The 13,421-nt window shown below is 72.4% G+C and carries 13 protein-coding genes; 9 read left to right on the forward strand and 4 right to left on the reverse strand.

Features of this window, described 5'->3' with window-relative positions; genetic code table 11:
* Positions 1-52 precede the first annotated feature (52 nt).
* Positions 53-964 (reverse strand): chaplin, encoded by a 912-nt coding sequence (locus tag ACFVDM_RS16160; protein ID WP_383640111.1) that lies wholly within the window; start codon positions 962-964, stop codon positions 53-55.
* A 385-nt stretch (positions 965-1,349) separates the two neighbouring features.
* On the opposite strand from ACFVDM_RS16160, the gene ACFVDM_RS16165 reads away from it, so the two are divergent.
* From ACFVDM_RS16165 to ACFVDM_RS16190, 6 genes are all read left to right on the forward strand, one after another.
* Complete coding sequence (locus ACFVDM_RS16165) at positions 1,350-1,751, forward strand: rodlin (RefSeq protein WP_383639182.1); 402 nt, start codon at positions 1,350-1,352, stop codon at positions 1,749-1,751.
* 295 nt (positions 1,752-2,046) lie between these two features.
* The gene (locus ACFVDM_RS16170; RefSeq protein WP_383639185.1) at positions 2,047-2,280 is read left to right on the forward strand and encodes a chaplin; all 234 of its coding nucleotides are present in this window, start codon (positions 2,047-2,049) and stop codon (positions 2,278-2,280) included.
* A 259-nt stretch (positions 2,281-2,539) separates the two neighbouring features.
* On the forward strand, positions 2,540-2,830 hold the full coding sequence (locus ACFVDM_RS16175) for a hypothetical protein (protein ID WP_383639188.1): 291 nt from the start codon (positions 2,540-2,542) through the stop codon (positions 2,828-2,830).
* A 126-nt stretch (positions 2,831-2,956) separates the two neighbouring features.
* Positions 2,957-3,367: a rodlin gene (locus tag ACFVDM_RS16180; RefSeq protein WP_383639190.1), complete on the forward strand. Its 411-nt coding sequence runs from the start codon at positions 2,957-2,959 to the stop codon at positions 3,365-3,367.
* 193 nt (positions 3,368-3,560) lie between these two features.
* Positions 3,561-3,767: a hypothetical protein gene (locus tag ACFVDM_RS16185; protein ID WP_383639193.1), complete on the forward strand. Its 207-nt coding sequence runs from the start codon at positions 3,561-3,563 to the stop codon at positions 3,765-3,767.
* Positions 3,768-3,887: 120 nt separating this feature from the next.
* Positions 3,888-4,298, forward strand: a complete 411-nt coding sequence (locus ACFVDM_RS16190; RefSeq protein ID WP_383639196.1) for a rodlin — start codon at positions 3,888-3,890, stop codon at positions 4,296-4,298.
* 100 nt (positions 4,299-4,398) lie between these two features.
* On the opposite strand, the gene ACFVDM_RS16195 is transcribed toward ACFVDM_RS16190, so the two are convergent.
* Positions 4,399-4,899 carry a DUF5949 family protein gene (locus tag ACFVDM_RS16195; RefSeq protein ID WP_383639199.1) on the reverse strand — a complete coding sequence of 167 codons (501 nt, stop codon included), beginning with the start codon at positions 4,897-4,899 and terminating at the stop codon, positions 4,399-4,401.
* 326 nt (positions 4,900-5,225) lie between these two features.
* On the opposite strand from ACFVDM_RS16195, the gene rsgA reads away from it, so the two are divergent.
* Together rsgA and ACFVDM_RS16205 are read left to right on the forward strand one after the other, a co-directional pair.
* Positions 5,226-6,374 (forward strand): ribosome small subunit-dependent GTPase A, encoded by a 1,149-nt coding sequence (gene rsgA / locus ACFVDM_RS16200; RefSeq protein WP_383639202.1) that lies wholly within the window; start codon positions 5,226-5,228, stop codon positions 6,372-6,374.
* Positions 6,375-6,441: 67 nt separating this feature from the next.
* On the forward strand, positions 6,442-7,785 hold the full coding sequence (locus tag ACFVDM_RS16205; protein ID WP_383639205.1) for an AlkA N-terminal domain-containing protein: 1,344 nt from the start codon (positions 6,442-6,444) through the stop codon (positions 7,783-7,785).
* A gap of 74 nt (positions 7,786-7,859) precedes the next feature.
* Here ACFVDM_RS16205 and ACFVDM_RS16210 read toward each other — a convergent pair whose 3' ends face one another.
* Together ACFVDM_RS16210 and ACFVDM_RS16215 are read right to left on the reverse strand one after the other, a co-directional pair.
* Positions 7,860-8,342, reverse strand: coding sequence for a DUF456 domain-containing protein (locus tag ACFVDM_RS16210; protein ID WP_383639208.1), 483 nt, complete (start codon positions 8,340-8,342; stop codon positions 7,860-7,862).
* A 104-nt stretch (positions 8,343-8,446) separates the two neighbouring features.
* Complete coding sequence (locus ACFVDM_RS16215; RefSeq protein WP_383639211.1) at positions 8,447-9,424, reverse strand: helix-turn-helix domain-containing protein; 978 nt, start codon at positions 9,422-9,424, stop codon at positions 8,447-8,449.
* A 210-nt stretch (positions 9,425-9,634) separates the two neighbouring features.
* On the opposite strand from ACFVDM_RS16215, the gene ACFVDM_RS16220 reads away from it, so the two are divergent.
* Complete coding sequence (locus ACFVDM_RS16220) at positions 9,635-13,402, forward strand: S8 family serine peptidase (protein ID WP_383639214.1); 3,768 nt, start codon at positions 9,635-9,637, stop codon at positions 13,400-13,402.
* The last annotated feature ends 19 nt before the right edge of the window (positions 13,403-13,421 follow it).

Below are 13,421 nucleotides of genomic sequence, written 5' to 3' on the forward strand. Positions count from 1 at the left end.
GGGCGGGACAGCGTGTGGCTGTCCCGCCCGCCCCCTTCGCGTGGTCGGGCGACTACTTCTGCGCGGCGCGGGCGCGGCGCATCAGCAGACCGCCGCCGAGCACCATGGCGGCGCTGGCGCCACCGGCGATGCCGAGGTTCTCATTGGCGCCGGTGTGGGCCATCTGCGGCGGCTTGTGGTGCTTGTGCGGCGTGTGGTGCCACCCGGTGTGGGTGGGCGGCGCCGGAGGGGTCGGCGGGTTGTGGTGGTGGCTCGGGGGGCAGTCGTCGTTGTGGTGGTGCACCGGCGGCTTCGGGGGCTTCGGCGGGTTGTGGTGGTGGCTCGGGGGGCAGTTGTGGTCGTGGTGGTGCACCGGCGGCTTCGGGGGCTTCGGCGGGTTGTGGTGGTGGCTGGGCGGGCAGTTGTGGTCGTGGTGGTGCACCGGCGGCTTCGGCGGCTTGGGGGGCTCCGGCGGGTTGTGGTGACCCCCGCAGTGGCAGTCGTGGTCGTGGCCCGTCGGCGGCTTGTGCGGCTTCGGAGGCTGGTGGGGCTTCGGAGGCTCCGGCGTCTCGACGCCCTCGGAGCTGTTCTCGCACTCGTTGCCCGCGGCCGGGTTCAGCAGACCGACGACGTTCACCGAGTTGCCGCAGACGTTGACCGGCACGTCGACCGGTGCCTGGATCAGGTTGCCCGACAGCACCCCGGGGGAGTTGGCCGCGACACCGGAGGCGCTCGCGCCCTGGGCGTCGCCGGCCGAGGCCCCCTCGCTCTCGTTCTCGCACTCGTTGCCGAAGGCGGGGTTCAGCGCACCGATGACGTTGACCGTGTTGCCGCAGAGGTTCACCGGAACGTGCACCGGCACCTGCACGGTGTTGCCCGAGCCGACACCGGGCGAGCCGATCGCGGCGCCGTCGGCCGACGCGTCGGCGAACGCGTAGCCGCCGGAGGCGGTCAGGATGCCTGACGCCGCCGCCATGACGAGCACGCTCTTACTCAAGGCTTTTCGCATCGTTGCCCTTCCTTGGGACTTGTTCTCGCGGGTGCGTAATCGACCCGCATTCGTTCATCAGGCGGTGCAGCAACCGACGGGCCCGACCGACCTGCGGGGGTGGCCGTCCCGCCGGGCAGGCTTGACGACACCCATAACGAGGGTCGGGTGGGCGGGAAACGTGGAATCCGTGAAAATCCTGTGATCACTCGGAAGGTCTACGTATAGGCGTTCGGGTCGATGAATCGTCGGCTCTCGATGTATCTCTCGTACGGACGTCCGCCTCACCCCGACATTCGGGTGAATGCCGATAACCAAACGCCGGGAGGCCAGTTGATCAGGGCGCTCCGGTACGGGGCGTCCAGTACGAGAAGGGTTCATCGTGATCAAGAAGGTCCTGGCTACGGGCGCCGTCGCCGCCTCCATCCTCGGTCTCGGCGCGACGCAGGCGATGGCCATCGGCAACGACGGCGGCACCACCTCCGTCAACGGCAACGGGGCTTCGCAGGTGTTCGGCAACGCCGAGACGCGCGGCGACGGCAGCCCGCAGTTCGGCCTGGTCCAGGGCTCGCTGAACAAGCCCTGCATCGGTCTGCCGGCCAAGGTCAACGCCGGTTCGCTGATCGGTCTCATCCCGATCGCGGTCCAGGACGTCAACGTCCTGTCCTCCCCGCAGAACCAGCAGTGCACCGAGAACTCCACCCAGGCCAAGGGCGACGAGCCGCTGTCGCACATCCTGAGCGGGATCCCGGTGCTCTCCGGCAACGGCGCCGGCAACAGCTGATCCGGCCGGTCAGCAGGCCCGGACCGCCGGCGTTCCTCCTCCGCGCGGTCCGGGCCTGCTGCTGTCCTTTCCGGGGCCACCCCGGAAAGGTCCCGGCGCATCCGGCCGTGACGCCGGATGCGCCGGAACTGCGTCATTCGGGCGGATTCCGAAGAATATCCTCCGGGAAGAGTTTCGCTTACCGTCCGAAATCGTTACGAATGACAGCGGCGGGGTTACGAGTTATGGCAGGACCGTGCTCGTGCGGCACGAACGTCGTAGCCGCTCCGGACTCCGCCGAAGAAAGGGTAGAAAAGTGAAGTACACCAAGATCGCGGCCGTCGCCGCCGGTACCCTCATGGCGATGGGTGCCGCCGCTCCGGCTTTCGCCGACTCCGGCGCCGAGGGTGCGGCCGTGAACTCGCCGGGCGTTGTCTCGGGCAACGTCATCCAGGTTCCGGTTCACGTGCCGGTCAACGTCTGCGGCAACACGATCAACGTCGTCGGCCTGCTGAACCCGGCCTTCGGGAACACCTGCGCCAACGTCTGAGAAAACCCCGCCGAATTCCTTCGGCACCGGAAGGCCCCGGACCGCGCACAGCGCCGTCCGGGGCCTTTCTCATTTCCCCGTACGGGAGAATTTCCCGGATGTCCCGGCACATACGGCGCAGAAAAGCGGGACCGTCCAGTTGCCCACCCGTGAACCGCTCGTTGTGCAGAGGGAATGCGGCATGGATCACCGCCACGGAAGGCCGGTGCGGCGCGCGTACGCGACGGAAGGCCATGCCGCCGCAGAAGGGAATCCGACAGTGAAGTACGCGAAGACAGCTGCGTTCGTCGCCGGTTCCGTGGTCGCTCTCGGTACGGCTGCTCCCGCCTTCGCCGCCGCGAACCCCACGGCCCCCAACTTCAGCCTCGACGGCGGGATCAACCAGGTGACGGCCGCGGCCCCACAGGTCGTCGACCCCGTTTCGCAGGCCGTGGACGGCGCCGCCGACGCCCTGACCAAGGACGGCACGGTCACGAAGCTCGCCGGTCAGGCCACCCAGGCGGCCAAGGGTGCCGCCCCGCTCATCGGCGGCCTCCCGGTCGGCGGCTGACACCTCGTACGAAGGCGCGCACGGGCACACCGTTCGAGTGAAGCGCCACAACCATTCCCGCCGGGGCGAGTTGATCAGACCGTGCCGGACAGGCGGGCACACGCACAACCCGAGAAGGGCTTTTCTGTGATCAAGAAGATTATGGCCTCGGCCGCCGTCGCCGCTTCGATCGTCGGCGTCTCCGCCGCCGCCGCTCCCGCGGCCATGGCGATCGGCAACGACCAGGGCACCACGTCGGTCAACGGCAACGGCGCCGTCCAGGCCTACGGCAACTCCGCCACCCACGGTGACTGGAGCCCGCAGTTCGCACTCATCCAGGGCTCGCTCAACAAGCCCTGCATCGCCCTGCCGGCCAAGGCCAACGTCGGTTCCGTGCTCGGCGTCGTCCCGATCTCGGTGCAGGACCTCAACGTCCTGTCCTCGCCGCAGAACCAGCAGTGCACCGAGAACTCCACCCAGGCCAAGGGCGACGAGCCGCTGTCGCACATCCTGGACAGCATCCCGGTGCTCTCCGGCAACGGTGTCGCCAACAACTAGTCGGCACCCGGGCACCCGCGGTTCCGTACCGCACAGGGGGCCGGACCGTCTCGGGACAGCCGGATCTCCGGCCGTCCCGGGCGGGCCGGCCCCCTGCGCGTGGACGGGCCCGGCTCCCCCGAACGGGCGGGGCGGCTGGGCCGGTTGCCGTAGCGGCGGCCACGGTCCCCGGCGGACCGGGTAGGGCCCCTCCATGGACCAGTACGGCAGTCGACGACGGCAGGACCCGCGCCGCTCCCCGCAGGGCGGCACCCCGATCTACGACCGCCTCCTCGCCGAATGGCAGGCGGCCCGCGACCGCGCGGCGCCTCCGGAGGCCGGCGCCCCGGGCCCGCCCCCCTCCCGCGCGAGCGGTCTCGTCCCCGGGGCGCGGACATCCGCGGAGAGCCCCCGGGACTGACGTCCAAAGCGTCGAACTTTTACCGGATTCAACCCTTTTGAGTGGAACCGCGGAACCGAAACCTCCGGCGGGGGTTGAGCAGTACGTTCCCCAACGGAACGCTCCGAAAGGTGAAGCGTGATGAAGAAGATGATGGCCGGTGCGGCAGTTGCCGTGTCCCTGGTCGGCCTGTCCGCCGCCGCGGCCCCCTCGGCCATGGCGATCGGCAACGACGGGGGCACCACGTCCGTCAACGGCAACGGCGCCGTCGACGCGTTCGGCAACGCCGTGACCCGCGGTGACGGCAGCCCGCAGGTCCAGCTCGTCCAGGGTTCCCTGAACAAGCTCTGCGTCGGTGCGCCGATCAAGGCCAACGCCGGTTCCCTCGTGGGCCTGCTGGTGCCCGTCGCGGTCCAGGACATCAACGTCCTGCACTCGCCGCAGAACCAGCAGTGCGCCGAGAACTCCACCCAGGCCAAGGGCGACGAGGCCCTGTCGCACCTGGTGGAGGGCATCCCGGTCCTCTCGGGGAACGGCGTCGGCAACAACTGAGCCCCGCACCGCGGGCGGCCGGTACGTCCTACCGGCCGCCCGCGGTACGCACGATGCCCACCGCTCCACGGGGGAGGGGTGGGCATCGGTGCGTCCGGCGTCAGCCCAGGCTGCGGACCGGCAGGACCGCGTGGGCGGAGGACTCGATGACGGCCGGGTCCCCGGCGAAGGCGCGCAGGATGGCCTCGTCGACCGTGAGGCCCGGGGCGCCCTGCGGCCACGGGCGGGTGGCGAACATGGCGTGCACCTCGCCCTGGGCGTGGGCCGCCGCCAGCCACTGCGGCGGCACCGGATACTGCGCCGAGAAATGAGGCAGCGTCAGCACCGCCTGTCCGGCTTGGACAAGGAGCTTCACCGGCAGCCCCGGCTTCTCCTCGGCCCGCACCGCGGCGCCGCCGACCGGGAGTCCGCAGCGCTCCAGCGCGATGCGCATGGCGCTCTCGCCGACCGCGGGGCCCTCCGAGCCGTCGCCCAGGGAGTAGACGAGCAGGAACGCGATGTCCTGGCCCGTGTGGGGGTGTTCGCCGCTCCAGCCGATCAGGGTGAGGGTGCCCAACTGGGCCTGGGTGAAGGTGCCGGAGGCAGTCTGGGGGGAGGTCATGTCCGGCACCCTAACCGTCCGCGACCGGTCGATCGCCCTGTGTGTCACTCGATCGGGGTAGGGGGTGGGCGAGAACGGGCGGCCGGAAATAATCCGTTGACGCCGCTCCCGTACCGGACGCTAAGGTGTGCCGCGTAATGGACGGCGGAGCGACCGCCGTACCGACAGAGAGACAAGCCGGAGGTGAGGACGTTGGCGAAGGCCATTGCGGTGGGCACTGCCCACGAGCCGAAGCACATCGATTCCACCCCCGTGGTCACCGGCTGACCTGACGCGTTCGTGCGCCGCCGTGCGCACCGCCGGGACCACCCTGTGAAGGGTCTCCCTTGTCTCTCCCGTTCTCCTCCTCGTTCTCCTCCTCCCTGTCCGCCTACGGCTGGGACGCCGGCTGGGACGCCGCGTTCGCCCCGTACGCCGAGCGGGGTCTGATTCCCGGACGCGTGGTCCGCGTCGACCGGGGCCAGTGCGATCTCGTCACTCCGACGGGCACGGTCCGCGCCGACACCGCGTTCGTCGTGCCCCGGGATCCGATGCGGATCGTCTGCACCGGCGACTGGGCCGCCGTGGACGCCGACGGCGACCCGAGGTTCGTCCGTACGCTGCTGCCCCGCCGCACCGCCTTCGTCCGCTCCACCTCGTCCAAGCGCTCCGAGGGCCAGGTGCTCGCCACCAATGTCGACCACATCGCCATCTGCGTCTCCCTCGCGGTCGAGCTCGACCTGGGACGGGTGGAGCGCTTCCTGGCGCTCGCCCTGTCCAGCGCCGGCGGCGACGCGCTCCTGCGCGACGGGGCGGTGGACGGCGACGGCACCGCCGAGACCCTGGTCGTGCTGACCAAGGCCGACCTCGTCCCCGACCCGGCCACCCTCGCCCACCTCGTCGAGGACGTCGAACGCCTGGCCCCCGGGGTCCAGGTGCTGCCCGTCAGCTCCACTACCGGTGAGGGCGTCGACGTCTTCTCCGCGATCGTCTCCGGCGGGACGAGCGTGCTCCTCGGAGCCTCCGGCGCGGGCAAGTCCACCCTCGCCAACACCCTCCTCGGCCGGGACGCCATGGACGTGCGGGCCGCCCGCGACGTCGACGGCAAGGGCCGGCACACCACCACCACCCGCAACCTCCTCGTGCTGCCCTCCGGCGGGGTGATCATCGACACCCCCGGGCTGCGCGGGGTCGGCCTCTGGGACGCGGAGACCGGCGTCGGCCAGGTCTTCACGGAGATCGAGGAACTGGCCGCGGACTGCCGCTTCCACGACTGCGCGCACGGGACGGAACCGGGCTGCGCGGTCCGCGAGGCGATCGAGGACGGCGCGCTGCCCGAGCGGCGCTTCGACAGCTACCTCAAGCTCCGGCGCGAGAACCAGCGCATCGTCGCCAAGACGGATGCCCGGGTCCGCTCGGAGATCCGGCGCGACTGGAAGCGCAAGGGCGCCGAGGGGCGGGCCGCGATGGAGGCCAAGCGGGGGCGGGTGCGGTAGCCGGCCCCACTGCTCGATGTCCGAAAACCGCGAGTGAAGCGTGCGCCGGGGACGCACACTGGACGGTATGAGGGACGAGGAGAGCAGATACGAGGCGGTGAGCAGCCGCGACGCGCGGTTCGACGGGGAGTTCTTCTTCGCCGTCGCGACGACCGGCATCTACTGCCGTCCGAGCTGCCCCGCCGTCACCCCCAAGCGGAAGAACGTCCGCTTCTACCCGACGGCCGCCGCCGCCCAGGGCAACGGCTTCCGGGCGTGCCGCCGCTGCCGCCCGGACGCCGTGCCCGGATCGGCGGAGTGGAACGTCCGGGCCGATGTGGTGGGCCGCGCCATGCGGATGATCGGCGACGGGGTCGTCGACCGGGAGGGCGTCCCCGGCCTCGCCCGCCGGCTCGGCTACAGCGCCCGCCAGGTCCAGCGGCAGCTCAACGCCGAGCTGGGCGCCGGCCCCGTCGCCCTGGCCCGCGCCCAGCGCGCCCACACCGCCCGGGTGCTCCTCCAGACCACCGAGCTGCCCGTCACGGACATCGCCTTCGCGTCCGGATGCGCCAGCGTCCGTCAGTTCAACGACACCATCCGCACCATCTACGCGCGCACGCCGAGCCAGCTGCGTGCCGAGACGGGCACCGGGACCGGGGCCCGCCGGGCCCGGGGCGCCGGTGTCCCGCTCCGGCTCGCCCACCGCGGACCGTACGCCGCCCGCGAGGTCTTCGATCTGCTGGCCGCCGAGCAGGTGCCGCTGGTCGAGGAGGTCGTCGGGGAGCCGGGGGCCCGCACCTACCGCCGCACCCTGCGCCTGCCGCACGGCACCGGCATCGCCGCCGTCGACGAGCGGTCCGCCGGATCCTGGCTGGAGGCCCGGATCCACCTCACGGACCTGCGCGATCTGAGCACGGCCGTGCAGCGGCTGCGCCGCCTCTTCGACCTGGACGCCGATCCGTACGCCGTGGACGACCTCCTCGCCGCCGACCCGCTCCTCGCGGAACGGGTCGCCGCCCGCCCGGGGGTGCGCTCGCCCGGCACGGCCGATCCGGAGGAGTTCGCCCTGCGGACGCTGATGGAACCGGGGGAGGCCGGGGAGCTGGTCGAGGCGTACGGGAAGGTCCTGGACACCCCCTGCGGCGGCCTCACCCGGGTGTTCCCGGAGCCGGTCGTACTCGCCGCGTCCGCGTCCGGCCCCGGGCTCCGGGCCCTGGCCGCGGCGCTCGCCGACGGCGCGGTGCGGCTGGACGCGGGCGCCGACCGGGACGAGGCCGAGCAGGCGCTGCTCCGGGTCCCCGGCATGACCGTCCCGGCCGCGCGGCTGATCCGGATGCGCGCCCTGGGCGACCCGGACGTGGATCCGTACGGCACTCCCGGTTCCGGCCGGTGGCGCCCCTGGCGCTCGTACGGGGTCCGCCGGACCCTCTGAGCGCCGCCCCGTCGGCCTGGCGGGCGGGTCCGTACGACGGGATGCCCCGGGCACGGCCCGGACCTCCCGGGCGATCAGCCCCAGATCACCGCGCCCAGCCACGCGCCCGCCACCAGCAGGCAGGCGAACAGCTCGACGAGCACGGAGTAGCCGGTCGTCCGCATCACCGAGCGCACCGAGGCCCAGCCCGCGCCCCGGCTGCCCAGCCGGAGCCGTTCCGCCCCGTAGATCACGCCGACGTATCCCGCGATCGCGCCGATCACCGGGACCACGAAGAAGCCGGCGATCGCGCCGATCCCGCCCAGCATCAGGGTCCGCCGGGGCGCGCCCGACTCGCGGGGGCGGCGCGGCGGCAGCAGCGGTTTGAGGGCCTGGTTGAGCAGCAGCAGCGCCGTGGAGGCGATCAGGACGCCCCAGGCGGCCGGTGACATGTCGGTCAGCGCCCACCACAGCACCGCGGCCCAGACGATCGCCTGCCCCGGCACACCGGGCACCAGCACACCGATCAGGCCGAGCAGCATGACCAGGCCCACGGCGACGAGCTGCCACACACTCATGCCACCAGCCTGCCGGAGTCCGGCCGGTCCCGCCCGTCGTCGCACCCCGGCCCGGAGGGCGTCGGTGCAGCTCAGAGGGTGTGCGGACCGGTCCCGGAGCGGTGTCAGCGGGCGACCCAGCCCCGTTCGAAGGCGTGCCACCCCAGCTGGAGCCGGGTCGAGACCCCGGTCAGCTCCATGAGCCCCTTGACCCGGCGCTGCACGGTGCGCAGCCCGAGATCCAGCTGTTTGGCCACGCTGGCGTCGGTCAGCCCGGCCAGCAGCAGGGACAGGATCTCCAGATCCGTCGGATCGGGACCCGTCGTGTCCTCGTCGATGCCACCGCTCTCGGCCAGTCGCAGCGGCATCGCCTCGCGCCACACCGCCTCGAAGAGCCCCGTCAGCGACTCCAGCAGCCCCGAGCCGTGCACCACGAGCGCGGCGGGGTCCGCGCCCCGGCCGGTCAGCGGCACCATCGCCATCGCGCCGTCGGCGATGACCAGTTTCGTGGGGACCCGGTCCACCACCCGGCACTGCTCGTGGCGGCTCAGCGCCGCCGACAGCTCCACGATCCCCGAGGGCAGCGCCAGCACCTCGCGCTCCACCACCACCCGGAAGGAGACCCCGCGCGCGGCGGCCTGCTCCTCCGACTCGTTCTCCATCCCGCTGACCGCGATCGGCTTCCCGGTGACCAGGGCGCAGACCTCGCTCACCGCCCCCAGCTGCAACTGGTGGAAGCGGTGCGCCACCGCGCTCGCGCCGGTGACCACCTCGACCAGATCGTGCACGGCCGGCTGGTCGGCGTCCATCCGGTACTCCTCGGCGAGCAGCACCGCCGCCAGCTCCGCCTGTTCCAGCTCGTGGCGCTGCTGGGTCAGGAGCGCTCCCAGGGCGACACCCGGGGGCGCCGCCACCCAGCGTTCGGTGCGCGCGGAGGACTGGGCGGCCAGACCGTGCTGCTCCAGCCGGCGCAGCGCCCGCTCGGTGTCCGCCTCGGGGAGGCCCAGCCGGTGCGCCAGATCGGACACCTCCGCGGCGCCCAGGGCCACGAGCGCGCGGTAGGCCGATTCCTGTCTCTCGTCGAGACCTATCGCTCCCAGCATCCTCGGGCCCCTCCCGGACGTGTGGTTTCCCCGGCGCGTACGGCGGCGCGGTGCGACGGCCGTGGCGGAAAACGGCCACGGCGTAAACCCGCCGCACAACATCATCCCTGTACCGCCCGCCACTCTGCCAATGTGGCGCCACCGCAGCACCAACAACCTCCGGAACGCGGGGCTTTGCCCTGTTCGTTCTGGTTCGACGTGGGGAGAGCGATGCGTCCGATATCGCGTACGGCCCTGGGGGCGGCCACCGCCGCGGTCCTCGCCGTCACGGTGATCGCACCGTCCGTGGCGGCGCCACCGGGCGACACGACCGCGAAGAGACCACTCACCGGCAGCGCGGCCACCGCCCCGGGCGCCGAACCCGTGACCGTCACCCTGGTCACCGGCGACCGGATCCGGGTGAGCACCGACACGTCGGGCCGCGCCTCGGCCACCGCCCAGCCGCGCGAGGACGGCACCCTCCCCCTCGTGCAGACCCGCCGCTCGGGCCGGGACCTCTACGTCTACCCGGAGGGCGCCGCGAAGGCGCTCGCCGAAGGCACCGTGGACGAGGAGCTGTTCAACGTCACCGGGCTGATCCGCCAGGGCTACGACGACGCCCACGCGGACTCCGTGCCCGTCATCGCCACGTACACCGCGAGCACCGCCCGCAGCGCGCCCGCCACCCCGCGCGGCGCCGTGCGCGGACTGGCCCTTCCGTCCATCGACGGCGTCGCGCTCAAGGCGGACAAGAAGCAGGCCGCCGGTTTCTGGGCCGACGTCACGGGCCCCGCCCGGTCCCGCTCCGCCGCCGGGCTGAAGAAGCTCTGGCTGGACCGCAAGGTCGAGGCCAGCCTGGACCGTTCGACCAAGCAGGTCGGCGTCGACCTCGCGTGGGCCGCCGGTTACGACGGCAAGGGCACCACGGTCGCCGTCCTGGACACCGGCGCCGACGCCGGACACCCCGATCTCGAAGGCCGCATCACCGAGTCGAAGAACTTCACCGACTCCGACACCACCGACGACCGCCAGGGCCACGGCACCCACACCCTCTCCACCGTCGGCGGCTCCGGTGCGGCGAGCGGCGGGAAGAAGAAGGGCGTCGCCCCCGGGGCCGGACTCCTCGTCGGCAAGGTCCTCAACGACAGCGGCTCCGGCGACTCCTCCTGGATCATCGCGGGCATGCAGTGGGCCGTCGACCGGAAGGCCGACGTCGTCTCCATGAGCCTGGGCAGCCAGACCCCCACCGACTGCACCGACCCGATGAGCCTGGCCGCCGAGGAGCTCGGCAGGAGCAAGGACACCCTGTTCGTCGTCGCGGCCGGCAACCTCGGCCCGGCGCTCAACACGGTCTCCTCGCCCGGCTGCGCGCCCAGCGTCCTCACCGTCGGCGCCGTCGACCGCGACGACTCCACCGCGCCGTTCTCCAGCCGGGGCCCCGCCATCGGCGCCCACACCCTCAAGCCCGAGATCGCCGCCCCCGGCGTCGCGATCTCCGCCGCCTCGGCCGGCGGCCGGGGCGTCTACGCCTACCGGTCGATGTCCGGTACGTCGATGGCCGCCCCGCACGTCGCCGGCGCCGCCGCGATCGTCAAGCAGCGCCACCCGGGCTGGACCGCCCAGCAGGTGAAGGCCGCCCTCGTCTCCTCCGCGAAGAGCGACGTCCCCGGCGACGTCCGCGAGACCGGCGGTGGACGGCTCGACGTGAAGGCCGCGATCGACACCACCGTGACCGGCGCCCCCGCCGTCCAGGGCGGCACCTTCAACTGGCCCCAGGACGCGACGGACCGCACCACCGTGCGGATCCCGTACACCAACACCGGCGACAAACCGGTGAAGCTGTCGCTCGCCGTCCGGGGCGTCACCGGCAACGACGGCTCCGCCGTGCGGTCCTCCGTCGCCGCCCTCGGCGCGAAGAGCGTCACCGTGCCCGCCGGCGGGACGGCAGAGGTCCCGCTGAAGCTCGACCCGACCGCGCGTCTCAAGGCCGCGCAGTACGGCGACGTCACCGGCCGGATCCTCGCCACCGCCCCCGGCGGGACCGCCGTCTCCACCCCGTTCTCGCTGTACGTCGGGGCCGAGACCGTCACCCTGCGCGTCAAGCTGATCGACAACCGGGGCCGGGCCGCCGAGGGGTCCTCGTCGCTGGACGTCATCGGCACCGACACCGCCACCGGTGAGCGCCGCTTCAACAACGGCTCCGCCGACCAGGTGTACCAACTGCGCCCCGGCGCCTACTTCGTCTCCGGATTCGTCGTCTCGCCGAACCCCGAGGACGCCACCGGCCGGCTCGCCGGCTCGGTCGCCTACCTCGCCCGGCCGCAGCTGAACCTCACCGAGGACACCACCCTGGTCCTGGACTCCCGCAAGGCCCACCGGATCGGGGTGCGGACCGAGGACCGGACCAGCGAGACCCGCAGCGGCACCCTCGCCTTCGGGCGGACCTGGGACGGCACCTGGCTGCACGCCGGTTCCCTCACGGCCGGCGGACTCGTGAAGGACTACCGCGTCGACATCCGCGGCAGGGCCCGGGACGGCTCCTTCGAGTTCGACAGCTTCTGGCGCGCCTACGCCCCGAAGATCGAGAAGCTGTCGGTGGTCTCCGGCGCAGCCCTGCACCCGGTCGCCGCCTCCCAGGGCTCCGTCAACCTCGACGGCACCGGCCGGGCCGCGCTCGTCGACGCCGGGAAGGGCACCCCCGAGGAGCTGGCCGCCGCCGGTGCCTTCGGCAAGGTCGTCCTGGTCTCCGTCCCGGACGACGGCACGGTCAGCGCCCAGGCGAAGAACGCCAAGGCGGCCGGGGCCGTGGCCCTGCTGGTGCACCGCACCTCCGCGGGCCCCTGGCAGCCGTCCGTCGGATACGCGCAGGCACCGCTGCCGACCCTCGGCATCCCCGCCGACGAGGCGAAGGGCCTGGCCGACGCGCTGGCCGCCGGACCGGTCGCCCTGGACTGGAAGGCCACCGCCGTCAGCCCGTTCGTCTACAACCTGGCCTTCCCCGAGAACGGCCCGGTCACCTCGGACCGCACCTACCGGGTCAAGGACCGCGCCCTCGGCCGGGTCGACTCCACCTACGAGTCGATGGGCGTCGCCACCGACTTCGTCGACACGCTCGTGGTCGCCCGTCCCTACGGGGCGAACTTCTCCGTGGGCCAGTTCGACACCGTTCCGGCGCCGGGGAAGCGGACCGAGTACTACTCGGCGGGTGACAGCACCTGGCAGCAGGGCCTCTCGTCCAGCTTCCCGTGGGGCGAGTACATGATGGACCCGTTCCGCACCTACCGGGCGGGCTCGCACCGTGACGCCGAGTGGTACCGGGGTCTGCTGGTCCCGTCCGCGCCCCGCGACGCGAACGGCGCCGAACAGCTTGCCGCCGAACGCCAGGACAACCTCATCGGTGTCGCCCCCGGTTTCTGGAGCGACACCCAACACGCCGGGATTCAGGGCTCGTTCGGTGATCTGGGCAATCTGCGCCTCACCCGCGACGGCGAGGAGACCGGCCGGACGGGCTGGCCCTCCGGGGTCTTCGAGGTCCCGGCCGGGGACGCGGCGTACGAACTCACCCTGATGACCGCCAAGTCGGGGCAGCCGGCCGCTGTGTGGAAGCGCTCGACGCGCACCGAGACCACCTGGCGGTTCCGCTCGCACCGTGACGAGAACGTCTACTCGCAGGGCGTCCCGCTGCTCTTCCCCGGGTACGACCTCCCCTCGGACGGCATGAAGACGCTGCCCGCGAAGGACGGCCAGACCATCGGACTGAGCGTCACCGGACACGCCGGCTACACCCCGGGCACGGTGACGTCGGCCAAGGTCTCCTACTCCTACGACGGCGGCGAGACCTGGACCGAGGCCGTCACCGCCCGGCGCGACGGCCGGTGGACCGCGACCGTGGACCACGCGGGCGCGGCCGGGAAGCCGGTCACCCTGCGCACCGAACTGACGGACTCCCACGGGAACTCCGTCGTCCAGACCGTGACCGACGCCTACGCCGTGCGCTGACGCCGGATCACCGACCGGT

It is taken from the genome of Streptomyces sp. NPDC057682 (assembly GCF_042799575.1).
GTDB lineage: Bacteria > Actinomycetota > Actinomycetes > Streptomycetales > Streptomycetaceae > Streptomyces.

Excerpts from the sequence above, each read along its gene's own strand:
- ACFVDM_RS16205 (WP_383639205.1), top strand. The coding sequence starts at position 6,442 with ATGAGGGACGAGGAGAGCAGATACGAGGCGGTGAGCAGCCGCGACGCG.
- ACFVDM_RS16190 (WP_383639196.1), top strand. The coding sequence starts at position 3,888 with ATGAAGAAGATGATGGCCGGTGCGGCAGTTGCCGTGTCCCTGGTCGGC.
- ACFVDM_RS16210 (WP_383639208.1), bottom strand. The coding sequence starts at position 8,342 with ATGAGTGTGTGGCAGCTCGTCGCCGTGGGCCTGGTCATGCTGCTCGGC.
- ACFVDM_RS16195 (WP_383639199.1), bottom strand. The coding sequence starts at position 4,899 with ATGACCTCCCCCCAGACTGCCTCCGGCACCTTCACCCAGGCCCAGTTG.
- ACFVDM_RS16215 (WP_383639211.1), bottom strand. The coding sequence starts at position 9,424 with ATGCTGGGAGCGATAGGTCTCGACGAGAGACAGGAATCGGCCTACCGC.
- ACFVDM_RS16185 (WP_383639193.1), top strand. The coding sequence starts at position 3,561 with ATGGACCAGTACGGCAGTCGACGACGGCAGGACCCGCGCCGCTCCCCG.
- ACFVDM_RS16220 (WP_383639214.1), top strand. The coding sequence starts at position 9,635 with ATGCGTCCGATATCGCGTACGGCCCTGGGGGCGGCCACCGCCGCGGTC.